Annotated in this window: 25 protein-coding genes; 22 read left to right on the forward strand and 3 right to left on the reverse strand. The window is 72.5% G+C overall.

Translation table 11 applies throughout. The features are described from left to right. Nucleotides 1-26 precede the first annotated feature (26 nt). The 11 genes from DEJ35_RS01495 (at nt 27) to DEJ35_RS01545 (ending at nt 11,222) form a co-directional block, all read left to right on the forward strand. Nucleotides 27-626: a type 1 glutamine amidotransferase domain-containing protein gene (locus DEJ35_RS01495; RefSeq protein ID WP_181430107.1), complete on the forward strand. Its 600-nt coding sequence runs from the start codon at nt 27-29 to the stop codon at nt 624-626. Next, nucleotides 619-1,566: an SDR family NAD(P)-dependent oxidoreductase gene (locus DEJ35_RS01500; RefSeq protein ID WP_111192003.1), complete on the forward strand. Its 948-nt coding sequence runs from the start codon at nt 619-621 to the stop codon at nt 1,564-1,566. Before DEJ35_RS01495 ends, DEJ35_RS01500 begins: the two co-directional genes overlap by 8 nt. Before the next feature lie 82 nt (nt 1,567-1,648). Beyond that, nucleotides 1,649-2,608, forward strand: coding sequence for an alpha/beta hydrolase (locus tag DEJ35_RS01505; protein WP_110859342.1), 960 nt, complete (start codon nt 1,649-1,651; stop codon nt 2,606-2,608). Beyond that, nucleotides 2,601-3,092: a nuclear transport factor 2 family protein gene (locus DEJ35_RS01510; RefSeq protein ID WP_111090600.1), complete on the forward strand. Its 492-nt coding sequence runs from the start codon at nt 2,601-2,603 to the stop codon at nt 3,090-3,092. The genes DEJ35_RS01505 and DEJ35_RS01510 overlap by 8 nt, the downstream gene beginning before the upstream one ends. Before the next feature lie 109 nt (nt 3,093-3,201). Next, nucleotides 3,202-3,558 carry a nuclear transport factor 2 family protein gene (locus DEJ35_RS01515; protein ID WP_258369825.1) on the forward strand — a complete coding sequence of 119 codons (357 nt, stop codon included), beginning with the start codon at nt 3,202-3,204 and terminating at the stop codon, nt 3,556-3,558. Between the two features lie 96 nt (nt 3,559-3,654). Next, nucleotides 3,655-4,170: a MarR family winged helix-turn-helix transcriptional regulator gene (locus DEJ35_RS01520; RefSeq protein ID WP_110859340.1), complete on the forward strand. Its 516-nt coding sequence runs from the start codon at nt 3,655-3,657 to the stop codon at nt 4,168-4,170. Between the two features lie 54 nt (nt 4,171-4,224). Continuing rightward, a complete protein-coding gene (locus tag DEJ35_RS01525; RefSeq protein WP_110859339.1) occupies nt 4,225-7,041 on the forward strand; it encodes a LuxR C-terminal-related transcriptional regulator in 2,817 nt (938 codons plus the stop codon). A 129-nt stretch (nt 7,042-7,170) separates the two neighbouring features. Further along, nucleotides 7,171-7,926, forward strand: coding sequence for a hypothetical protein (locus DEJ35_RS01530; RefSeq protein WP_111191916.1), 756 nt, complete (start codon nt 7,171-7,173; stop codon nt 7,924-7,926). A gap of 31 nt (nt 7,927-7,957) precedes the next feature. Beyond that, nucleotides 7,958-8,692, forward strand: a complete 735-nt coding sequence (locus DEJ35_RS01535) for an ABC transporter ATP-binding protein (protein ID WP_110859337.1) — start codon at nt 7,958-7,960, stop codon at nt 8,690-8,692. Between the two features lies 1 nt (nt 8,693). Beyond that, entirely contained in the window at nt 8,694-10,061 is a 1,368-nt protein-coding gene (locus tag DEJ35_RS01540; protein ID WP_111191917.1) for an FtsX-like permease family protein, read from the forward strand. A gap of 24 nt (nt 10,062-10,085) precedes the next feature. Then, the gene (locus tag DEJ35_RS01545; RefSeq protein WP_110859335.1) at nt 10,086-11,222 is read left to right on the forward strand and encodes a glycosyltransferase; all 1,137 of its coding nucleotides are present in this window, start codon (nt 10,086-10,088) and stop codon (nt 11,220-11,222) included. A 12-nt stretch (nt 11,223-11,234) separates the two neighbouring features. Here DEJ35_RS01545 and DEJ35_RS01550 read toward each other — a convergent pair whose 3' ends face one another. Continuing rightward, nucleotides 11,235-11,834 (reverse strand): TetR/AcrR family transcriptional regulator, encoded by a 600-nt coding sequence (locus DEJ35_RS01550; RefSeq protein WP_110859334.1) that lies wholly within the window; start codon nt 11,832-11,834, stop codon nt 11,235-11,237. 24 nt (nt 11,835-11,858) lie between these two features. Between DEJ35_RS01550 and DEJ35_RS01555 the strand changes: the two genes are divergently transcribed. The 4 genes from DEJ35_RS01555 to DEJ35_RS01570 all read left to right on the forward strand — a co-directional run bounded on the left by DEJ35_RS01555 (nt 11,859) and on the right by DEJ35_RS01570 (nt 13,971). After that, nucleotides 11,859-12,920 carry a hypothetical protein gene (locus DEJ35_RS01555; protein ID WP_146238503.1) on the forward strand — a complete coding sequence of 354 codons (1,062 nt, stop codon included), beginning with the start codon at nt 11,859-11,861 and terminating at the stop codon, nt 12,918-12,920. 144 nt (nt 12,921-13,064) lie between these two features. After that, nucleotides 13,065-13,337: a hypothetical protein gene (locus DEJ35_RS01560; RefSeq protein WP_146238502.1), complete on the forward strand. Its 273-nt coding sequence runs from the start codon at nt 13,065-13,067 to the stop codon at nt 13,335-13,337. Nucleotides 13,338-13,411: 74 nt separating this feature from the next. Next, nucleotides 13,412-13,657: a hypothetical protein gene (locus tag DEJ35_RS01565; protein WP_146238501.1), complete on the forward strand. Its 246-nt coding sequence runs from the start codon at nt 13,412-13,414 to the stop codon at nt 13,655-13,657. A gap of 5 nt (nt 13,658-13,662) precedes the next feature. After that, on the forward strand, nt 13,663-13,971 hold the full coding sequence (locus tag DEJ35_RS01570) for a hypothetical protein (RefSeq protein WP_146238500.1): 309 nt from the start codon (nt 13,663-13,665) through the stop codon (nt 13,969-13,971). Here the strand turns inward: DEJ35_RS01570 and DEJ35_RS01575 are convergent. Both DEJ35_RS01575 and DEJ35_RS01580 read right to left on the reverse strand, forming a co-directional pair. Then, nucleotides 13,940-14,860, reverse strand: a complete 921-nt coding sequence (locus DEJ35_RS01575) for an NmrA family NAD(P)-binding protein (RefSeq protein ID WP_110859329.1) — start codon at nt 14,858-14,860, stop codon at nt 13,940-13,942. The genes DEJ35_RS01570 and DEJ35_RS01575 overlap by 32 nt on opposite strands. Before the next feature lie 10 nt (nt 14,861-14,870). Further along, nucleotides 14,871-15,449 (reverse strand): MarR family winged helix-turn-helix transcriptional regulator, encoded by a 579-nt coding sequence (locus DEJ35_RS01580; RefSeq protein ID WP_110859328.1) that lies wholly within the window; start codon nt 15,447-15,449, stop codon nt 14,871-14,873. A gap of 93 nt (nt 15,450-15,542) precedes the next feature. Here DEJ35_RS01580 and DEJ35_RS01585 point away from each other — a divergent pair, with 93 nt between their 5' ends. The 7 genes from DEJ35_RS01585 (at nt 15,543) to DEJ35_RS01615 (ending at nt 23,062) form a co-directional block, all read left to right on the forward strand. Next, a complete protein-coding gene (locus DEJ35_RS01585) occupies nt 15,543-16,724 on the forward strand; it encodes an epoxide hydrolase family protein (protein ID WP_111191918.1) in 1,182 nt (393 codons plus the stop codon). Nucleotides 16,725-16,764: 40 nt separating this feature from the next. Continuing rightward, nucleotides 16,765-17,412, forward strand: coding sequence for a MerR family transcriptional regulator (locus DEJ35_RS01590; protein WP_111191919.1), 648 nt, complete (start codon nt 16,765-16,767; stop codon nt 17,410-17,412). Further along, a complete protein-coding gene (locus DEJ35_RS01595) occupies nt 17,409-18,368 on the forward strand; it encodes a hypothetical protein (RefSeq protein WP_181435469.1) in 960 nt (319 codons plus the stop codon). The genes DEJ35_RS01590 and DEJ35_RS01595 overlap by 4 nt, the downstream gene beginning before the upstream one ends. Before the next feature lie 206 nt (nt 18,369-18,574). Next, nucleotides 18,575-19,672, forward strand: coding sequence for an ROK family transcriptional regulator (locus DEJ35_RS01600; protein ID WP_258370304.1), 1,098 nt, complete (start codon nt 18,575-18,577; stop codon nt 19,670-19,672). Between the two features lie 115 nt (nt 19,673-19,787). Further along, the gene (locus tag DEJ35_RS01605) at nt 19,788-20,903 is read left to right on the forward strand and encodes a sugar ABC transporter substrate-binding protein (protein ID WP_071246748.1); all 1,116 of its coding nucleotides are present in this window, start codon (nt 19,788-19,790) and stop codon (nt 20,901-20,903) included. A gap of 129 nt (nt 20,904-21,032) precedes the next feature. Next, on the forward strand, nt 21,033-21,797 hold the full coding sequence (locus DEJ35_RS01610; protein WP_111038920.1) for an ATP-binding cassette domain-containing protein: 765 nt from the start codon (nt 21,033-21,035) through the stop codon (nt 21,795-21,797). After that, a complete protein-coding gene (locus DEJ35_RS01615) occupies nt 21,794-23,062 on the forward strand; it encodes a sugar ABC transporter permease (RefSeq protein WP_110859323.1) in 1,269 nt (422 codons plus the stop codon). Before DEJ35_RS01610 ends, DEJ35_RS01615 begins: the two co-directional genes overlap by 4 nt. The last annotated feature ends 71 nt before the right edge of the window (nt 23,063-23,133 follow it).

Consider the following 23,133-nt stretch of genomic DNA (forward strand, 5'->3'; position numbering starts at 1 on the left):
GCCTCGACGCCGAAGGAGTGACCACCGTGCCCACCACCACCGACCGCCACGTCACCGACAACCGCGCCGCGATCCGCGCCGACCGACCCCCGGTCGGCCGGATCGCGATCGTCACCGCGGACCGCGTCGAGGACGTCGAGTTCTTCTACCCCTACTACCGCTTCGTCGAGGCCGGCTACGACGTCGACGTCCTGACGCCCGACGGCGGGACCCTCACCGGGTACGTCGGCCTGTCGCTGCGGACCGGGCTGCAGCGCGTCGCGGACGCCACCGCCGAGCACTACGACGCGGTCTTCATCCCCGGCGGCCTGGCCCCGGCCGAGGTCCGGACCGTCCCCGAGGCCCTGTCGTTCGTCCGGGACTTCGCCGCCACGGGCCGACTCATCGGCTCCGTGTGCCACGGACCCCAGGTCCTGGCCTCCGCCGGGCTGGTCGACGGACGCAGCCTGACGTCCTGGCACGAGGTCGCCGACGAGGTCCGTGCAGCGGGCGGCACCTGGATCGACGAGCCGGTCGTCGAGGACGGCCAGTTCGTCACCGCCCGGAAGCCCGGGGACATGCCGCAGCAGCTGGCCCGGATCCTCGAGCGGCTCGCCACGGCACGGACGGAGCGTGACGATGTCTGACCCCGTCCGCACCCCCTTCTCCGCATCCGCCACCGCGGCCGACGTCCTCGCCGGCGTGGACCTGCACGGCCGCCGGTACCTGGTGACCGGAGGCGCCTCCGGCATCGGCGCGGAGACCGTCCGCGCCCTCGCCGCCGCCGGAGCCGAGGTCGTCGTCGGGGTGCGCGACACGGCCCGCGCCGATGCGGCGTTCGCCGACCTGGAGGCCCGTGGCCGGGTCGTGCCGCGAGCGCTCGACCTCAGCGACCTCGGTTCCGTGCGCCGCTTCACCGACGCGTGGCAGGGCCCGGTCGACGGGGTGGTCGCCAACGCCGGCGTGATGGCCCTGCCCGAGAAGCAGCTCGCCGCATCGGGCTGGGAGATGCAGCTCGCGACGAACCACCTCGGCCACTTCGCCCTGCTGCTCGGCCTGCGGGAGCACCTGTTCGCGGCCGGGTCCGCGCGGGTGGTGACGGTGAGCTCGACCGCGCACCTGCGCTCCCCGTTCCACTTCGAAGACCCGCACTTCGCGGTGCGTCCGTACGACCGGTGGGCCGCCTACGCGCAGTCGAAGACGGCCGACGTGCTCCTCGCGGTGGGCGTCGCCGACCGCTGGGCGGAGCACGGCGTCACCGCGAACGCCGTGATGCCCGGCTGGATCACGACCCGACTGCAGCGCCACCTCGACGACGCGACGCTCCGGGCGATGGGCGCGCTCGACGACGACGGCAACCGGATCGAGCAGCCGTTCTTCAAGACGCCGGCGCAGGGCGCGGCGACTTCGGCACTGCTGGTCGCCTCCCCGCTGGTCGCCGGCGTGACCGGGCGGTACTTCGAGGACAACCAGGAGTCACCGGTGCTCGACGACGGCACCGGCCACGACCGCGGGGTGGCGCGGTACGCGCTGGACCACGGCGACGCGGAGCGGCTCTGGACGCTGGGTGCCGGATACGTCACCTGACGGATGCTGCCGGGACGGGCCTCCTGTCAGCGTGGAGCACGCCACGCACCATCCGTCACCAGCGACCAACGAGGAGCCCACCATGACCGGAAACCCGAAGCACATCGCCCTGGAGCCCGCCGCCCAGGAGTTCGTCGACGCGACGTCGAACCCGCCGTTCCTGAACGACCTGCCGCCCGCCGAGGGACGCAAGGCCGTCGACTCCGTGCAGGACTCCCCCATCTTCAAGCCCGAGGTCGACGAGGAGTGGCTGGAGATCGAGGGCGGTCCCACCGGCACCGTGAAGATCCGCCTGGTCAAGCCGGCCGGCACCACCGCGAACCTGCCCGTGATCCTGTACGTGCACGGTGCCGGCTGGGTCTTCGGTGACGCCCACACCCACGACCGCCTGGTGCGCGACCTCGCCATCGGGTCGAACGCCGCCGTCGTGTTCCCGGAGTACGACCGCTCGCCCGAGGTCGGCCACCCGGTCGCACTCGAGCAGTCGTACGCCGCGGCCCAGTGGGTCGTCAAGGAGGGTGGCGACAAGGGGCTCGACGCCTCGCGCTTCGCGGTCTCGGGTGACTCGGTCGGCGGCAACATGGCGATCGCCCTGGCACTCCTCGCCGCCGAGCGTGGGGACGTCGAGTTCGTGAAGCTCGTCGCCTTCTACCCGGTGACGAACGCCGCGTTCGACACCGGTTCGTACGAGGAGTTCGCCGAGGGCTACTTCCTCACCCGCGCCGGCATGCAGTGGTACTGGGACCAGTACACGACCGACGAGGCCGTGCGCGCCCTGCCCACGGTGTCGCCGCTCCGTGCGCCGCTCGAGGTGCTCGCGACCCTGCCCGAGACCCTCGTCATCACCGGCGAGGCCGACGTGCTCCGCGACGAGGGCGAGGCCTTCGCGGCACGCCTGCGCGAAGCCGGCGTCAAGGCGACGAACGCCCGGTTCGGCGGCATCGTCCACGACTTCGTGATGGTGAACGCGCTGCACGACACCGAGGCCGCGAAGCACGCGCTGATGCTCGCCACCGCGTCGCTCCGCGCAGCCCTTGCCTGAGCAGGAGCACGGCCGCGCGGGCACCCCGGAGACGCTCGAGACGCTCGTCGCGCGCGAGGAGATCCGCACCCTGCTGGCGACCTACGCCCGCGGGGCCGACCGTCGCGACGCGGTGCTCGAGGCGTCCGTGTTCACCGAGGACGGGGTCGTCGTGCTGTACGACGGCGACCCCTCCTCGCACGATCCGGTCGACACGATCCACGGCCGCGAGCACCTGGCCGAGACGTTCGCCGGACTGATCGCGCAGTACGAGGTGACGACGTACCTCAACGGCCAGTCCACGATCCGGTTCACGGGGCCCGACGCCGCCGAGGGCGAGACGTACTGCGTCGCGTTCCACGTGCTGCACGACGGGGACGAGCGGGTGCTGCTGACGATGTCCATCCGCTACCTCGACCGGTTCGTGCGGGCCGAGGGCGCGTGGGCGATCGCGCACCGGGACCTCGTCTTCGACTGGACCGACCGGTCCCCGTCGCACACTTGACGAAGACCGCCACCACCGCACCCCGACACCGACACCGACACCGACACCGACCACCGAACACCGACCACCGACCACCGACCACCGACCACCGACCACCGACGGAGACACCATGTCGCAACCGCTCGAATCGCTCATGCACGCCAACCTGTTCGAGGTGTTCGGGGAACGCGACCCGGACCGCCGCCGCGCCGCCATCGAGCGGACGTACGCCCCGGACGTCGAGTTCCTGGACCCCGACGAGGTCGTCACCGGCCACGACGCCCTGCACACCAAGGCGCAGCGCCTGCTCGACGAGGCCCCCGGGTTCGTGTTCTCGCCGGCCGGACCGGTCTACGAGAACCACGGGATGGGGTACCTCGCCTGGCACTTCGGCCCGGAGGGGCAACCGCCCGTCGTGTCCGGGATGGACATCTGCTTCGTCGAGGGCGACGTGATCGCGAAGGTCTACACGCTGCTGACCAGCTGAACCCACCTGCGGACGCCCGACCCGGCGCAGCGTCACACACCCTGCGATGATGGTCGGGCGTCTGGACGGCGGGCGCGCGGCAGGAGGACACGGGCGATGTCGATGCAGCACGAGGTGCCCCCGGAGTCGCCGTACGCCTACATGAGCGCCGAGCAGGTGCGCACCTGGTACGCGTACATGAAGCTCCAGCTGCGCCTGCGGTACGAGATGAACCGGCAACTGCGGGCGGACAGCGACATCTCGCTCGCCGACTACGACGTCCTCGTTGCGCTCACGAGCGAGCCGGGCGGCGAGATGACGATGTCGGCCCTGGCGACCCGCATCGGGTGGGAGCGCAGCCGTGCCTCCCACCATGCCAAACGCATGGCCGAACGCGGGTTCCTCGAGCTCCGTCGGGCCGAACACGACCGGCGCACCACGGCCGTCGCTCTGACCGAGGCGGGCTGGCGGACGCTCCGCGAAGCGACACCGAGCCACACCGAACTCGTCAAGGACATGTTCTTCAGCGACCTGCGCGAGGACGAGCTGACGGGCTTCGCCGACGTGCTCGAGCGCGTCTACGAGTCGGTGCTCGAGCACGGCACCCTGCCCCGACCGGCCGACCACCCCTAGCCGCGCTTGCCCTCGCGTGCCAGTACGACGTAATTTGGGTGAAAGATCACCTAAATGAGCGAAGGGCAGCGTGTGGACGCCGAACGAGCTGTGTCACCGCCGGTCCACGACCGTGCACTGTTCGGCCGCGCAGACGAACTCGCAGCCCTCACGCGCATGCTCGACGATGCCGCGGCGGCGGCGGACGGAACAGCCGAGCGCGGCGCCGCGGTCCTCGTCGAGGGCGAGGCGGGCATCGGCAAGACGACCCTGCTCGCCGCCGTCGAACGGCACGCGCGTCGAGCGGGCTTCCGCGTGCTGACCTGCACCGGCATCCAGGGCGCGAACAGCGTGGGCTTCGACGGCCTGCACGAGCTGCTCCACCCGCTGCTGCCCTTCGCGTCGGCCCTGCCACCCCGGCAGCGGACCGCACTGCTCACGGCCCTCGCGGTCGAGGACGGCCCGAGTCCGGACCGTCTCCTGGTGAGCACCGCGACGCTCGGGCTGCTCGAGGAGGCCGCGTCGCACCGGCCGGTGTTCGTCCGCGCCGAGGACCTGCAGTGGCTCGACCGGTCCACCACCGAGGTGCTCGACTTCGTGGGGCGCAGGCTCTCGAACGCCCCGGTCGTCGTCATCGCGGCGGCCCGGACCGGACACGCCCCGAACGCCGTCCCCCCGTGCAGCTTCACGCGGTTCGAGCTCGGGCCGCTCCCCGACGACGCCGCCGAGGCCCTGCTCGACGCACACGCCGGCACCCTGTCCGCCTCGGTCCGCCGACGGGTGCTGGCCGAGGCCGGCGGCAACCCACTCGCCCTGCACGAACTCCCCGTCACCTGGGCCACGGGCGGCCCGGCCACCATCGCGTCCCGGCTCCCCACCACGCGGCGGCTCGAGCAGGCGTTCCTCGAGCAGGTCGCCGCCGTCCCGTCCGGCAGCCGCTCGTTCCTGCTGCTCGCCGCGGCGGCCGACGACGCAGGCCTGCAGGACGTCATGGCGGCGGCCCGGACGATGGACCTCGGGGTCGACGACCTCGAACCGCTCGAGGAACTCGGGCTCCTCCGCACCGACCTCGTCTCCCTGCGCTTCCGCCACCCGCTCCTGCGCTCGGCGGTGATCGGCAACGCCTCGGCCGCCGCACGGTCCGCGGCGCACCGAGCACTCGCGTCGGTGGTCGCCGACGGCATGCGCGCCGCCTGGCACCGGGCCTCGGCGACGTTCGAGCGGGACGAGTCCGTCGCCGCCGACCTCGAGGCCGCCGCCGACCGCGCGGCACAGCGGGGTGCCCGCCCCGAGGCGGTCCGTGCCTACGAGCGTGCGGCCACCCTGTCGCAGGGCGTCACCGGCCGGGCACGTCGGCTGGGCCGCGCCGCCGAGACCGCTCGGGCCGCCGGCATGACGGCCGAGGCGATCGAGCTCCTGGAGCAGGTCGACTCCCTCGCTGCCGACCCCGAGACCGTCACCGAGACCGCCGTCACGCAGACGGTGCTGAGCCTGACCACGGGTGCTGCCGGCCGACCGCGCATCGAACTCCGCCGGATCCGGCCCGTGCTCGCCGGCCCGGAGCACGCGGACCGGCTCGTTCGGGTGCTCTGGGCGGCCGCCCTCAACGCCCGCGGCCGCAACCTGCCGCGGTCGGAGTGGCAGGACATCGAGGCGGCACTGCTCTCGGTGCGGTCGGCGAGCCCGCTGAAGCCGGTGGCCCTCGCCGTGCTCGCGCCGCTCGGCTCCGCCCACCACCTGCGCACCGAACTCGCACACCTGGTGCCGCAGCTCACCGAGCAGCCGCTCGCGATGGCGTCCCTCGCGATCGCCGCCGAGTCCCAGCAGGACCTCGAGACCGCGCTGACGTGCTGGGAGCTGGCGTACGAGCGCGCCCACCAGCTCGGCGCCGTCGCCGACGAGACCCAGGCGCTCCGGGGCCGGGCGACGGTGCTCATGCTGCGCGGGCGGGTGCGGGACGGCCTGGCCGACGCCGAGTACGCCGTCCGCATCGCCCGCGACGTGCAGCTCCCGCTCATCGCCGGGATGGCCTACGCCACGCTCGCCCGGGGCCACGCCCTGCTCGGCGACGACGAGGCCGCGCTGGCCGCGCTGCGCGAGGGCTCGGAGTTCGCGCACGGCGGGCGGCTCGCCCTCGCCAGCGCCGACGCGCGGTGGGCAGCGGGACTCGTCGCCCTCGGTCAGCGGCGCCACCGGGACGCCCAGATCGAGTTCACGCACATGACCGTCCACGCGACCCGGTCGCTGTGGGCGATCGCCGACCGCACCGAGGCCGCGGTCCGGGGTGGTCGACCCGAGTCGGTCGTCGAGAACCTCGCCGAGGCCGAGGCGGTCGCCCGCACCACCGGGTCCGCGCACCTGACCGCACTCGTCGTCCGGAGCCGGGCGCTGCTCGCCGAGGGCACGGACGCGGCGGGAACGGGCACGGACGGCGCGGACCCGGAGCCCCTCTACGCCCGCGCGATCGAGGTCGGCCGCCTCGCCGACGCCCCCGTCGAACTGGCGAGGACCCAGCTGCTGTTCGGCGAGTGGCTCCGCCGCGAGCGCCGTGTGGTCGAGGCACGGCTGCACCTGCGCGAGGCGCTCCACGCGTTCGACGCCGCCGGCACCGCGGGCTTCGCCGCTCGCGCCGCGGCGGAACTCCGCGCAGCCGGCGAGGCCCCGGAGCGGGCCGGCAGCACGACGGCGCCGACGCGCGAACAGCTCACGCCCCAGGAGCTGCAGATCGCGCGGCTCGCCGCCGCCGGCATGACGAACCGCGAGATCGCAGACCGCATCTACCTGTCGCACCGCACCGTCAGCACACACCTGTACAAGGTGTTCCCGAAGCTCGGCGTGACGAGTCGAACCGAGCTGGCGGCCGCGCTGGCAGCGTCCGGTCCGACGGACTGACGCACCGGTCGACGGCCTGGAGGCACGGGTTACGTCACGCAACGGATGCACCGTCGGTGGACCAGCTGCGAGCCTCGTGGCGGCGACCCGGCAGCGGGTCGCGACCACGACGACCACCGGGAGGCGCCCATGCCGGAAGGCTCCGCCGACGACACGGCGAGCGGCACGGCCGACGACACCGGCGGTGACGCCGACCACGCGGCCGCGCGGCTGCCGGACGCGCCGAGCGCGTTCTTCACGGCGCTCGTCACCGAGCACTTCGTGCTCCAGACCGCGCGCGGCATCACCGTCTCGGAGTCGTCGACCCGGGCCGCGATCTACCTGACGACGCTGTCGAGTGCCCTGGTGGCGTTCGGGTTCCTGGCCGACACCGACTTCGCCACGGGCTACCTCGCCGTGGTGATCCCGGTCGTTGTGCTGCTCGGCGTCTTCACCTACGAGCGACTCGTCCAGACCTCGTTGGAGGACGTGGTCGCCCTCGCCGCGATGCAGCGGATCCGCCGCTGGTACGGCACGATCCTGCCGGGCGCCCCGCGGTACTTCCCGGTGCCCGAGGACCGGATCGCGCCGAACGAGCTGCTCGACATCGGGCTCCGGCTGTCCTGGCGTGGGGTGTTCTTCACGCTGTCGAGCGCGATCGCGGTCGTGAACTGCATCGTCGCCGGCGCCGGGGCGGCCCTGCTGACCGCGAGCACGTGGGTGCCGTCCGGGTCACTGGCCGCCGGGGTGGTCACGGCCGTCCTGCTCGCCGGTGTGCACGGGGCTACCAGGAGCGTCGGTACGCGCGGGTCCTCGGCATCCTGCGGTCGGCCGCCCCCGCGACGGACGTCTGACCCTGCCGTGGTGGAGCTGGCTCCACCACGACCCTCTTGCCCGCACCAGTGACCGGCCGCCGAGAACGAGATGGACTGACACCATGACCGCACCCCTCCTGCAGGCACACGACCTGACGAAGTCGTTCCCCGGGCCGGAACCGTCGAGGGTCCCGGTGCTCCGGGGCGTCTCGCTGTCCGTGCTGCCGGGCGAGTTCGTCGCCGTCGTCGGCCCCAGCGGCTCCGGCAAGTCGACGCTGCTGTACTGCCTGTCCGCCCTCGAGCCCTACGACAGCGGATCGGTGTCGATCGCCGGGCAACGCCTCGAGACCCTCCGGCCGAAGCAACTGCAGGCGCTCCGTCGTTCGACGGTCGGCTTCGTGTTCCAGTCGTTCAACCTCATCCCGTCGCTGACCGCGCGGCAGAACATCGCGCTGCCCGCCAGCCTCGCCCACCGGCCGGTCTCCGCGGCCCAGGTCGACGCCGCGCTCGCCTCGGTCGGACTCGCCGACCGCGGGGACCACCGACCGGGCGCGCTGTCCGGCGGGCAGCAGCAGCGGGTCGCGATCGCACGCGTCCTGGCGTCCGAACCGCACGTCGTGTTCGCCGACGAGCCGACCGGCGCCCTCGACACCACCGCCGGTGACGCGGTCCTCGACCTGCTGCGCCGGGTGGCCGACGGTGCCCGCTCGGTGGTGATGGTCACGCACGACCTCGAAGCGGCTGCGCGTGCCGACCGTGTGCTCGTCCTGCGCGACGGCACCGTGCACCGTGAGCTGGCGCACCCGGACGCCGCCCAGGTCCTCGAGGCCCTGACCGCCGCCGCGCAGGAGGCCTGACGTGCTCCGACTCGTCCTGAGCGACCTCCGGCAGAACGCCGGCATCTGGATCGGCGCCCTCGTCGTCAGCGCGGCCACCGCAGCGGCCGCCGCCATCGCCGCCGGGATGCTCGAGACCGGCTTCGCGATCATCGGGTCCGGCAGACCGACGGACCTGCTCCGAGCCGGGGGCCTCGCCACGCTCGCGTCGCTCGTCGTCGTGCTGACGATCGTCGCCGTCACCGTGGTCCTCGGCAGCGTCACCCGCCTGACGATCGACCTGCAGCGTCGCGGTTACGCGCTCTGGCAGCTGGTGGGGGTGCCGTCCCGCACGGTGACGGTGGTCGTCCGGCTGCAGCTCGCGGTCGTGGGGCTGGTCGGCAGCACGATCGGCTGCCTCGTCGTGGCCCCGTTCGTGCCGGCGTTCCTGCACTTCGGGTTGTCGCAGTCCGACGGGCTCCGGGGTCTCGACGAACGGTTCGGTCCGACCAGCGCCGTCGCGGTCGTGCTCGCCGTGACGATCGTGGTCGTCCTGAGCAGCCTCCGACCGTCGCGCCGAGCCGGCCTCGTCCGCCCGATCGAGGTCCTGCGGGAGCCCGAGTCCGTCCGCACACGGACCACGTGGACCCGGTGGGCCGCGGGTGCCGTGGCGCTGCTGCTCGCCGCGCTGCTGACCAGCTCGATCGTCGACGCCGGCGTCCGGACCGGTGGGCAGGTGCTGCTCATCGGGCCGCTCCTGACGGCCGCCTGCACCGCGATCGGCCCCGTGGTGTTCCCGGCCGCCCTCCGGGCCTGGACGTCGGTGCTGCCCGCGCACCGATCGGCATCGTGGTTCCTCGCCCGCAACGCCGCCGCGTTCTCCGTCGACCGGAGCAGCGCCACGGTGAGCGCGCTCGTCATCACGATCGCCCTGCCCGGCAGCCTCTTCGCCGGCTTCGACACCCTGGGTGACGCCGTGCAACGGACCACGGGGTCGTCGGGTGGTGGACTCGACGTGCAGAGCGTCCTGCTCATGCTCGGCGGGCCGCTGCTCGTGTCGCTCTTCGGCGCGGCCGCCACTGTCCTGATGGCCGGACGCACCCGCGAGCAGGAGGCCGCGCTGGTCGAGGCCGCCGGCGGGTCCCGCGCCACCGTGCTCGCCCGTGCCGCCTGGGAGTCCGTCATCCTCGTCGGCACCGCGGTCCTCGTGGCCGCCGCGGTCCTCGTGCTCACCGCCTGCGGACAAGCCGTCGCGCTCGCGGTCACCGTCCCCGGCACGCAGCCCCAGCTGGGCCTGCAGGCCGCGCTCCCGGCCGCCCTCGTGAGCCTCGTGCTCATGGTGGCCGCCGGCACGATCCCCCTCGTCACCGGACGCCGACGCAGCATCCCGCTCGTCCTCGCCGCCGACTGACCCCGAACCAGGAAGACCCCCCTCTTGCGCATCCTCTTCTCCGGCGTGCCCGCACTCGGACACCTCCTGCCCCTCGTCCCGCTCGCCCGTGCCGCGCAGGCGGCCGGACACGACGTCGCCCTGCTCACCAGTGGTGGGATGCGCGAGCCCATGTCGACCGAACTGCCCACGGTGCCGGTCCTGGCGGCCGGACCCATGCCTCCCGACCTGTTCGCCGAGGTGGCCCGGCGCATCCCCGGCAGCGACCCCGCGAACCGCCCCGAACCGGCGGCCGTCGCCGAGTTCTTCGCCGGCACACGCGTCGACCTGACCGTCGACGACGCCCTGCGGGCAGCGCGCGGGTGGGAACCCGACGTGGTCGTCGCGGACGCCGTCGACCTGGTCGGACCGCTCGTCGCCGCGGAGCTCGGCGTGCCGTACGCGATCGTCGCCTTCGGCCCCGAGGTCCCCGAGGAGTTCCGCCGCCCGATGGCTGAACTCGTGCTCCCCCGCTACGAGCAGCGCGGGGTCGTGCCGACACCGCCGGTGGCCCTGCTCGACCCGACGCCGGTGTCGCTGCAGGCACCCGGGTGGACGCAGCCGCCCGTCACGATCCCGTTCCGCTCCGAGCCGCACAGCCGGCCCGACGTCGCCGCCGAACAGCCGCTCGCACCGTTCCCGGCGAGCGAGTGGCGACCGCGGGTGCTCGTCACCCTCGGCACGGTCTTCGGCGACGCGACGCTGCTGACGGCGATCCTCGACGGGTTCCACCCCGACGAGGTCGACGTGGTGGCGACCGTCGGCGTCATCGGCGAACGCCTCGACGACACCGAGCACGTGCACTTCCTGCCGTTCCGCCCGATGCGCGAGCTGCTCGAGGGCGTGGACCTGGTCGTCGCCGCGGCCGGTGCCGGCACGGTGCTCGCCGCGGCCAGCGTGGGCGTGCCGATGGTGCTGCTCCCGCAGGGCGCGGACCAGTTCATCAACGCGACCCGTGCCGCCGAGGCCGGTGTCGCGGTCGTGGTCGACGAGCCGTCGGCGGTCGGTCCGGCGGTGCACCGGATGCTCGCGGAACGCAGCCACTTCGCCGCGGCACGGCGACTCGGCGAGGAGACCGCACAGCGCCCGAGCGCGACGGACGCCGTCAGGGAGCTCGTCGACCGGGTCGAGCGCATCGCCTGACGACGGCGCTCGTCAGCGGTCGGCCGGCCCGGGTCCTGCTGGGTCCGGGCCGAACACCGTCTGCGTGAACCGCTGCGCGAGCGGGTCGTCCTGGTCCCCCAGCCGCATGCCGAGCAGCGTGTTGATCAGCATCCCCTTGGCAAGGAACGACTCCGCCGCGGACTCCGACAGCCCGGCCTCCTCGACCAGGAAGTGCAGGATCCGGGTGAAGCCGTCACGGGCGACCGGTCCGACGACGGGGTCGGCACCGAGCATGTACGACTGCATGACGATGAGGTGCACGCCGTCCTCGGTCGCGAGCGCACGGTAGGCAGAGCCGAGCCGCGACGCGACGGTGCCCGGCTGCCCGTCGTCGAGCGCCGCCCGGAACGCGTCGAGCACGGCTTCGAGGCACCCGTCGACGACGGCGAGGAACAGGTTCTCCTTCGAGCCGAACATGCGGACGACGTACGGCTGACTGATCCCCGCGGCCTTCGCGATGCGCTCCGTGGTCGCGCCGTGGTAGCCCTCGCGGGCGAAGACGGCGGCCGCCGCGGTGAGCGTGGCTTCGCGCCGCTGGCTGCCGGCCATGCGCTCGGCACTCTTGGGAACCGGACCCCTTGCTGTCGTCATGCGGTGAGGGTATCATCTGATGCCATGAGTAATGAATCGATTACTAACAACGCCTCGAAGTCCGACGGCTTCCCGCCGGTCCGCCGGATCCTGCCCGTCCTCATCACCCAGGTCCTCGTCGCGATGACCGTCGCCGGAGCGTTCGCCGGCCTGTACATCGGACTGCAGAAGGCCCCTTCCCCGCACCACCTGCCCGTCGCCGTCGTCGGCTCGCAGGTCGCCGATGCGGCAGCGGGCGCGCTCGGCGACCGCGCCGACGTCCGCACCGCCGGGTCCCCGTCCGACGCACGCGACCTCGTCCGGTCCCGTGACGCCGTCGCAGCCCTCGTCCCCGGCAACGGCTCCGACGACTGGACCCTGTACACGGCGGGCGCCGAGGGACGGAGCGCGACGACCGCCGCGACCACGATGCTCTCCGGGGTCGCGGCCGGCGCCGGCGCCTCGGTCACCCGCACACAGGACCTCGTCCCGCTCGCGACGAACGACGCCCAGGGCATCGCGGGGTTCTACCTGGTCTTCGGCACGACCCTGGCGGCGTTCATCCTGGCGCAGGTCATGAACTCCCTCGGCACCCTCGCCCGACTGCGCACCCGGATCGTCGTCACGGTGGTCGGGAGCCTGGCCGCGGCCGCGGTGGTCGCCGTCATCGCCGGACCGATCGACGGCGCCGTCCCCGCATCGACCGGCGCCGTGGTCGTGGTGCTCTCGCTCCTCGCCGTCGCCGTCTCGCTGTCCACGACGGCGATCACCTCGATCGTCGGACCGATGGGCGTGATCGTCTCGACGCTCCTCTTCACCACCCTCGGCAACGCGACGAGCGGTGCGACGATCAGCACGCACCTGCTGCCGCCCGTGCTCGCCACCGTCGGACAGGCCCTCCCGCCGGGTGCCGCGTTCGGCGCCGTCACCGGGTTCAGCTACTTCGACGGGGCGGGCGCGACCGGCGCGCTCCTCACGCTGGGTGCGTGGATCCTCGCCGCAGCCGCGGCCCTGTCGGTGGCACACCGGGTGCGGACCGGCGCCGCGCGGCGACGGGACGTCGCGGCGATCGCCGCACCGGTGACGCCGGCTGCCGTCGTGGCGTGAGCGATGCGGTCGCCGCGACCGGCTGACGGACTGGAGGCCCGGTGCCGGCTGGCACCGGGCCTCCAGTCCGCCGATCGGCTGGGTCGGGTCGTTGCAGGATCGAGACACCGGTCCGGGCCGGCGTGCGGCATCGTGGACCCACCGATGGCAGGCAGGACGGAGCGCACGGTGGAGCGAGTGGTGGGGTGGGCCACGGTCGCCGCGGTCGTCGTCGTGACCGTGTCGATGTTGCTGCTGGTCCAGACGACCACCTGTCGCGACGCCGCCCCCGGAGCGGGCACGAGCTCGTGCACGACCACGCCGATGATCGGCGTCGCCGGCACGTGGATCGCCGGCGTCACCGGCGCCGTCGTGCTCGCGGTCTGCGTGTGGCAGATCGTCGGGGCGGCCCGGTCTGGCCGAGTGCCGATCGACTGATGCCGCTCCGGGAATGTGCGGCGGAACGGGCGTGCGAGGATTCCCCAACCGCACGACCGAGGGGAATGACGACCATGACCACAGCCCGGACGCTCCACTGGATCAGTACCGCGATGCTCGCCGTGGGGTTCCTCGGCGTCGGCGCCCTGCTGTACGACGCGTTCTCCGGCCCCGAGGGCGGCGGCGCGAACATCGGGCTCGGCATCATCATGCCCGTGTGCTTGCTCGCCGGCGTCGTCGGGCTCGCCCTGGGGGCCGTCGCCGTGGTGGCGACTTGGTGGGGTGCCCGGGCCGAGCGCTCGCGTGCCTCGGTCCGGTGACGCAGATGTCCCCGTCTTCCACTCCGCGGCCGTGGACGATGATCGCCGTCGTGGTGCTGGTGGGATGGGCGTTGGTGACGGCGCTGCTGTTCCCGGTCACCGGGGCCGACGAGCACGAGGGGCCCGGCGACCAGGTCTGGCGGACCTCGTCGAGCGCGTTCGGCGTGCCGCTCTCGCCCGAGTGGGACGTCCTCGCTTGGCTCGCCGCGCTCGCGCTGGTGCCGGTCGTCGTCGTCGGGCTCACGTTCCTGCTCAGCCGCCGACGACCGCACACCGCGCCCGTCAGTCCGTCGCCGGGTGGCCCTGCCCACTGAGGTGCGCGCGGAGCACGTCACGGACGCTCGTCCACGACTGCAAGCCGTAGCGGTCGTTGTCGACGTGGTGCAGCTGCGCCTGCCCGCTGAACATGCTCACGAAGTACTGCATCCCCTGCCATGCCGGGAACGTCTCGTCGGGGTCCTTCGACAGGCGCCTGCCGACAGCGCTCATCGCGGACAGGGTCCCGGTGGTGCCGGCCCACTGCAGCCGGAAGCGCTCCCCCGTCAGCTCGCTCATGGCGCGTGCGACGTCGCGTGCGGTGACCTGGTCGCCCGCCATCTCGATCACGCGCGGAGCATCGTCGTCCAGGGCGGCGAGGGCCGTGACCCGGGCGACGTCGTCCTTCGTGGTGAAGTCGAGCACCTGGTCCGCCGACGACCAGAACAGCACGAGCCGGCGGCCGAACAGGATCATCGGGGCATCGCCGGTCAGCAGGTCGGTGAACATGCCGGTCAGGATCGACGTCGCCTGCACCGGGGCCGCGTCGAGGTCACCGGCGAACTCGCGCCGCAGCTCGAAGTTGCGGTTGGTGCCGGGTGTGATCCGCCGGTAGTCGGCCGAGTAGTCGGACGGGATGAACCGCCGGACGCCCGCCGCCACGGTCGCCGCGAGCAGCGCGCGCTGGGCGTCGACGATCACCGGACGTGTCCCGCTCACGGCGGAGACCACGACGTCGGAGCCGCTGACGGCCCGGGTGAGGGCGTCGTGGTCGCCGTACTCGGCGGCGACGACGTCGACACGGGCGTCGTCGCCGAAGCGCTCTCCGGCGGTCCTGCTGCCGGGCCGGGTGAGGACCCGGACCCGCACGTCGTGCTGGGTGAGCTCGCGGACGATGCGGTGCCCGAGGTCGCCGGTGGCGCCGGCGACGAGGATGGTGGTGGTCATGGGCGGAGCCTCACTCTGTGGGGGTCGACGAGGTCGTCGTGGTGTGCCGCCGGGATCGTTCCGGGACGGCGAGGGGGTGGTGGAACGTGGGATCGGCAGTGGACGGCCCGGGGGTGGTGGTGCCGGCCGTCAGCGCGACCCGGGCCAGCAGCCGGCGCATCGTCGTCCGCTCGTCGTCGTCGAGGTGCCGCATGAGCACGCCCTCCGCCTCACGCAGGGCCGAACGTGCCCGGGCGAGCAGGGCACGCCCGGCGTCGGTGGGGTGGACCTGCCGCACCCGCCGGTCCGTCGGGGCCGGGCGACGCTCGACGAACCCGCCCGCCTCGAGTGCGTCGACGATGTAGGTCATCTGCGTCTTGTCGATCCCGAGGCGCTGCGCGAGGCCGAGCTGCGACGACGCTTCCTCGGTGGTGATGGCGACGAGCACCTGGTACCCGCGGGGACCGCCGGGGACGTCGGCCACCGCCTCGCTGCCCAGCCGCGTGAAGCCCTGGAACGCCAGCGGCAGTGCCCACCCGAGTTCGGATTCGATGCCCTCGGCACCCCAGTCGATCTCGGGGAGCGCATCGGTCGGCGTCGGACTGTCCATACCGGCGACCGTACCGGTACAAGATCGTCTTGTGCAAAGATCATCTGCGATCAAGACGGACAGCCGCCAGGACGCCGAGCAGCCGAGGACCCCATGTCGGACACCGCAACCATCACCCCGCTCACCCTCGACGTCCCCCAGGTGGAGCTCGACGACCTGCGCCGCCGTCTGCTGGCCACCCGCTGGCCCGATGCCGAGACCGTCGAGGACACCTCGCAAGGACCCCGACTCGAGAAGGTCCGCGCCCTCGTCGAACACTGGACGACGGAGTACGACTGGCGCCGGACCGAGGCGCTGCTGAACGGCTGGGGCCAGCACACGACCCGGATCGACGGGCTCGAGGTCCACTTCCTGCACGTCCGGTCCGCCGTCCCCGGTGCCCGCCCGCTGCTGCTCACCCACGGCTGGCCCGGTTCCGTCCTGGAGTTCCGCCACGCGATCGGTCCGCTCACCGACCCGGTGGCGCACGGCGGCGACGCGGCGGACGCGTTCCACGTCGTGATCCCGAGCCTGCCCGGGTTCGGCTTCTCCGGGAAGCCGACGACGACCGGGTGGAACACCGCCCGGACCGCGAGGGCCTGGTCGGTGCTGATGTCCCGGCTCGGGTACGCGGACTGGTTCGCCCAGGGCGGTGACCTCGGTGCCACCGTCACCGCGGAGCTCGCAGCCCTGCAGGCCGCCGGGGACATCGGACTCGCCGGGATCCACCTCAACATGGCGCTGTTCACGCCGACGGACGACGAGGCGCGGAACGCCTCCCCCGACGAGCAGGTCATGCTGCAGGAGAGCGGCCACTACTGGCGGGACCTGTCGGCCTACTCGCAGCAGATGTCGACCCGCCCACAGACCATCGGGTACTCGTTGGCGGACTCCCCCGTCGGGCTGGCGTCGTGGATCTACGCGATGTTCCAGGACGTCGGCGGCTCGCACGACGAACACGGCGATGCCGAGCGGCTCTTCCCGCTCGACGAGATCCTCGACGACGTCATGCTGTACTGGTTGCCGAACACCGCCGCGTCCTCGGCTCGGACCTACTGGGAGGCGACCCGGACCGGCTGGGCCACCCCGGGCACCGTCGAGGAGCCACTGACCCTGCCCGTCGGCCTGAGCATCATGCCGGGCGAGTACGTCCGCCGGTCGCGCCGCTGGGCAGCGCGCCGGTACACCGACCTGGTGTTCTTCAACGAGGTCGCGCGCGGCGGGCACTTCGCGATGCTCGAACAGCCGGAGCTGCTCGTCGACGACGTCCGTGCGACCTTCCGGAACCTGCGCTGATGCCTTGCGGACAGAGAGTAGATATCGCTACTCTCCGAAAGTGCGAATATCTGAACTTGCCCGAGCTGCGTCCACACCGGTCACCGCCGTCAAGTACTACCAACGCGAAGGCCTCCTGCCCCCCGGCGAGAAGTCGGCGCCGAACCAGACCGCCTACGACCACCGGCACGTCGAACGGGTCCGGCTCGTCCGGGCGCTCCTGGAGACCGGCGGGCTCTCGGTCGCCGTGACGAAGCAGGTCCTGGCCGTGCTCGACGCCGAGACCGCACCGCTGGCCGAGGTCTTCGCCGTCGCCCAGTACGCCATGACCACCCCGCGCTCCCCCGAGTCCGAGGCGACCCCGGAGGCCCGTGCCCGGATCGAGGAACGGGTGTCGGCCGCCCGCTGGTGCGCCACCTCGGACAACCCGGGACTCGAGACCGCGGCCCGGGCGCTCGACGGGCTGCGCACCGTCGGGTTCGACGCTCCGGACGACTACCTCGACGCCTACCTGTCGGCAGCGGCGAGCGCGGCACGTGCCGACGTCGCCGCGCTGCAGGACCGCGACGGCCGGACCGCGATGGCGGAGCTGATGGTGATCGGGACAGTCCTCGGCGATCCGCTCTTCGCGGGACTCCGGCGCCTGGCGCAGCAGGACGCCACCCACGACCTGTTCCCCGTCGTCGACACGGACGAGGCCGGCGCGTGATCGCAACCCGCCGGATCGCCGCCGTTCGCCGAGCAGTGGCCTGGCACCCGGCACTCATGGCCGTGGCCGGCCTGATGCTCGCGTCCACCGCCGTCTGCCTCGTCGGACTCGTCGTGGATCCCCGGACCATCCTGGGAGCGCCGGCGTGGATGAAGCCCCTGAAGTTCTCGCTGTCGATCCTGCTCTACGCCGTGACCTGGGCGTGGCTCATAGCCCTCCTGCCGAGGTGGCAGACACTGGCTCGTCGGCTCGGCACCGTGGTCGCCGTCGCCCTGGTGGTCGAACAGGTGCTCATCGTGTGGGCCGCCGCGACCGGCACCACGAGTCACTTCAACGTCTCGAACAGCGTGCACGTCGTCGTGTGGGCCGTGATGGCGACAGCGATCACGACGCTGTACCTCTGCACCTTCGTCACGTCGATCGCGCTGTTCTTCCTGCGCCTCCCCACCCCCGCGCTGACGGTCGCCGTCCGTGCCGGTGCCGTCATCGCACTCGGCGGCATCGGGGTCGCCTTCCTCATGACCGGCCCGACCCCCACCCAGCTCACCGCTCCGGACGGGATCGTCGGCGCTCACACGGTCGGGATCGCGGACGGCGGACCCGGGGTGCCACTGCTCGGGTGGAGCACCGTCGGCGGCGACTACCGGGTCGCCCACTTCGTCGGTATGCACGCACTGCAGGTGCTCCCGCTCGTGGCGCTCCTCGTCGCAGCCGCGGGTCGGCACCTACCGTGGCTGGCACAGCCGACCGCGCAGGTGCGAATCGTCGCGGTCGTCGCCGTCGCGTGGGCAGCGGGCACCGTGCTCCTCACGGTGCAGGCCGCGGTCGGACAGTCGGTCGTCCACCCCGCCGGCGCGGTCGCCACGGCGGCGTGGGTTCTCGTGCTGCTGGCCGCGGCCGCGAGCGCGGCAGTGCTGCTCCGCGCTCGCCGCGCTCCGGTGGCGCGACTTCGCTGACGGTCGACCGCCGGACGGCGACTCCGGGCCCTGGACGCGACCACCCACGGACTGGAGGCACGGTGCCAGCTGGCGCCGTGCCTCCAGCCCGTCACGGCGAGCGTTCCGGACCCGCCCGTTACGCTGTCCCCGTGTCAGAGCCGCGCCGCAGTCCGGGGAACCAAGCTTCACTGCGTGAAGCCAACCGGGGTCGGGTCGTCAGCGCAGTGAAGCGACACGGCGGCCTGACGCAGGTCGAGCTCGCCGGGGTGACCGGGCTCTCCCCCGCGACCGTCTCGAACATCGTCAAGGAACTGGTCGCGACCGGTGCCCTGCACGCGACACCGAGCACCTCCAGCGGTCGGCGGGCGCTCCGCGTGACCCTGCCGCACGGCCTCGGGCTGGTCGCCGGGGTGCACGTCTCGCCGCGGCACCTGCGGCTGGCGTTGTCGGACCTGAACGGCGCCGTGCTGGCCGAGCGGCACATGCCCCTGGCCCGTGACCACCGTGCCGACGCCGAACTCGACAAGACCGCGCTGCTCGTGCTGGACATGGTGGAGTCCATCGAGTCGTCGATGGACGAGGTGCTCGCCGTCGGGCTCGCCGTGGCCGCCCCGATCGACGCCCGCACCGGGATGACGGCGCGCGGCGGGATCCTGCGGGGTTGGGACGGCATCGCGCTCGGCCAGTCGCTCGCCCGGCGAATGGACAAGCCCGTGCAGGTCGACAACTCGGCCAACCTCGCCGCCCTCGCCGAACACCGCAGCGGGGCGGCACGCGGCCGCGACACCGTGGTGACGCTCGACGTCGGCAACGGCATCGGCGCCGGACTCGTCCTCGGCGGGCACCTGTTCCGCGGGCACCACGGCATCGCCGGCGAGTTCGGGCACACGCCCGTCCTGCCGAACGGCCCCCTGTGCCGGTGCGGCAACCGGGGTTGCCTCGAGGCGATCGCCGGAGCACCCGCGGTGCTCGAGGGCGTCCGCGACGAGGTCGGCACGCTCAAGCTGGCGGACCTGATCCTGCGGGCCATGGGCGGCGACCAGGTCTGCATGCGCGCCGTGGCCGACGCCGGGCGGGCGATCGGTTCGGCGGCGGTGGGGCTCTGCAACGTCCTCGACCCCGAGCGGGTCGTGGTGACGGGCGAGTTCGCGCGCGCCGGGGAGCTCCTGCTCGGCCCGATGCGGCACGCCCTCGAGTCGTCGTTGATCGTCGACGTCGACGGCACGCCGGACGTGGTGCAGGGGCAGCTCGGCGAGAAGGCCTCGGTGACCGGCGCGCTGGCCCTGGCGATCGAGGCCGTGGACGTCACCCGAACCCGGTAGATAACGGTTTCGTCACGGAGCGCGGTCCTTGCGTTCAACTCTTGCAGCCAAGAACGCTCGCTGTCACACTCAGGGCACCGCCGATGGGGGCGGTCCACTGTTGGAGGACGTTTCAATGAAGAAATCCACCACACGAGCGATGCTGGGCGTCAGCGCCCTGCTGCTCGCGATCACCACCCTGGCGGGCTGTTCCAACGGCGCGGACGCCGGGACCGGTTCCGGCGGAGGCGGCGGGGACGCGTCGAAGGCCAAGATCGGCCTGCTCCTGCCCGACTCCGTCACCGCTCGCTACGCCAGCGCCGACCGTCCGCTCTTCACCGCCGAGGTGAAGAAGCAGTGCAGCGGCTGCTCCGTCATCTACGCGAACGCCGACGGCGACGCGTCGAAGCAGCTGCAGCAGGCCCAGTCGATGCTCACGCAGGGCGTCAAGGTCCTGGTCCTCGACCCGTTCGACGGCGAGGCCGCGGCGTCCATCGTCCAGCAGGCGAAGGCCAAGAAGGTGCCGGTGATCTCGTACGACCGGCTCATCAACAGCCCCGACCTGAGCTACTACATCTCGTTCGACAACGAGAAGGTCGGTGAGCTGCAGGGTCAGGCCCTGGTCGACGCCCTCAAGGCGAAGAAGGTCCCGGAGGGCTCGGGCATCATCATGGTGAACGGCTCCCCCACCGACAACAACGCCTCGCAGTTCAAGAAGGGCGCGCACTCGGTCATCGACGACAGCGGCTACAAGGTGCTCGCCGAGTACGACACCCCCGGCTGGGACCCCGCCAAGGCGCAGGACTGGGCAGCCGGCCAGATCAGCAAGCTCGGCAAGGACGAGATCACCGGCGTCTACGCGGCGAACGACGACACCGGCGGCGGCGTCATCGCGGCCCTGAAGTCGGCCGGCGTCACCGAGCTCCCGCCCGTCACCGGGCAGGACGCCTCGCTCGCGGGCATCCAGCGGATCCTCGCCGGTGAGCAGTACATGACCGTCTACAAGGCCTTCAAGCCCGAGGCCTCGAAGGCCGCCGACCTGGCGATCCAGTTCGCGAAGGGTGAGACCCCGAAGGGCGACACGACGGTCGACACCGCCGGGGGCGCCAGTGTCCAGTCGACGCTGCTCGACCCGGTCGCCGTCACCACGGACAACGTGCAGTCGACGGTGGTCAAGGACGGCCTGTACGAGGTGTCGAAGATCTGCACCGCGCAGTACAAGGCAGCCTGCGACAGCGCCGGCATCAAGTAGGTCCGACCCCCTCTGCCCGCCCGGTCCGACTGCGGACCGGGCGGGCCTCACCGATCGAGGACGACACCCGTGAGCACGACACCCGTGAGCAACGCGTCACCAGCAGCACACCCCTCCGCCGACCCGGTGATGTCCCTGCGCGGGATCACCAAGCGGTTCGGCGCCGTCCAGGCCCTCAGCGACATCGACTTCGACGTCTACCCGGGCGAGGTGGTCGCCATCGTCGGCGACAACGGCGCCGGCAAGTCGACGTTCGTGAAGATCCTCGCCGGGGTCTACACGCCGGACGGCGGCACGATCACGTTCGGCGGCGATGAGGTCACCGTCCCGAACCCCGCGGCGGCCCAGACCCTCGGCATCGCGACGGTGTTCCAGGACCTCGCCCTTGCCGACAACCTCGACGTGGTCTCGAACCTGTTCCTCGGGCGCGAGATCGCCCACCCGTTCCTCGACGAGGAGGAGATGGAGCGCCGCTCGTGGGAGCTCCTGCAGCAGCTCGCGGCCCGGATCCCGTCGGTACGGATCCCGATCGCGTCGCTGTCCGGTGGGCAGCGACAGACCGTGGCGATCGCCCGCTCGCTGATCGGCGACCCGCAGGTGGTCGTCCTCGACGAGCCCACCGCCGCGCTCGGTGTCGCGCAGACCGCCGAGGTCCTGAACCTCGTCGAACGCCTGCGCGAGCGCGGACTCGGCGTCGTCCTCATCAGCCACAACCTCGCGGACGTGCAGGCCGTCGCCGACCGGGTCGCGGTCCTGCGACTCGGCCGCAACAACGGCACCTTCCGCATCGACGACGTCTCCTACGAGGAGATCATCGCGGCCATCACCGGTGCCACCGACAACGCCGTCACCCGTCGCGCCGCCGCCCGCACCGAGCAGGAGACCTCCGCATGAGCAAGACCGACGAGACCCTCACCGCAGCGACCCCGACGCCCTCGGCCGCCGACCTGCAGGATGAGCGGCTCCTGCGTGACCAGGGGATCGGCGGCGCTGCGAAGGCGTTCGTCCGACGGGTCCGCGGCGGCGACATCGGCTCGCTGCCGGTGGTCGTCGGCCTCATCGTCATCTGGGCGGTGTTCCAGGCGCTCTCCCCCGACTTCCTGTCCCCGGGCAACCTGGTCAACCTCGCCCTGCAGTGCGCCGCGGTCGGCACCATCGCGATCGGCATCGTCCTGGTGCTGCTGCTCGGCGAGATCGACCTGTCCGTCGGCAGCGTCAGCGGACTCTCCGCCGCGATCCTCGGCCAGGGCCTCACCACACTCGGCTGGCCGCTGTGGCTCGTGCTCACCGTCGCCCTGGCCGTCGGTGCCGCCGCCGGCCTGCTCTACGGCCTGCTGTTCACCCGCTTCGGAGTGCCGAGCTTCGTCATCACGCTCGCCGGTCTGCTCGGGTTCCTCGGGCTGCAGCTGCTCATCCTCGGGCCGAACGGCTCGATCAACCTGCCGTACGATTCGCCGATCGTGCAGTTCGCCTCGGCCTCGTACCTGCCGCCGTGGCTCGCGTACCTGCTCGCCGTCCTGGCCGCCGGCGGACTCTTCTTCACCGAGATCCGTCGCGCTGCCCGCCGCCGCCGTGCCGGGCTGTCGACCGGGGCGATGTCCCTGACCGTCGTGAAGGCCGTCGCCCTGTTCCTCGGTCTCGCGCTGATGGTCTGGTACCTGTCGCGCGACTTCGGCACCGGCACCTCGTTCGTGTTCTTCGTCGTGCTGGTCGTGCTGATGAACTTCGTGCTGAAGCGCACCCGCTGGGGCCGCTCGGTCTTCGCGGTCGGCGGCAACGTCGAGGCCGCACGACGCTCCGGCATCCGGGTGAACCGCATCTACATCTCGGTGTTCATGCTGACCTCGCTCTTCGCCACCGTCGGCGGCATCCTCGCCGCCGCCCGCCTGAACTCGGCGAGCCTGTCGTCCGGCGCCGGTGACACGAACCTCAACGCGATCGCCGCAGCCGTGATCGGCGGGACCAGCCTGTTCGGCGGCCGTGGCAGCGCCTGGTCGGCGCTGCTCGGCATCATCGTGATCCAGTCGATCTCGAACGGGCTCACCCTGTTGAGCCTCGACTCGTCGATCCGCTACATGATCACCGGCGCGGTGCTGCTGCTGGCCGTCATCATCGACTCGCTCTCGCGGCGCAGCCGCGCCAGTCACGGCGCGGCCTGAGCGGGGACCCGGACCCCGCCACACCGACGGACGGGGGGCCCGTTGCCAGCTGGCACCGGGCCTCCCGTCCG

Origin of the sequence: Curtobacterium sp. MCPF17_051, from assembly GCF_003234595.1 — a bacterium.
Lineage (GTDB): Bacteria > Actinomycetota > Actinomycetes > Actinomycetales > Microbacteriaceae > Curtobacterium > Curtobacterium flaccumfaciens.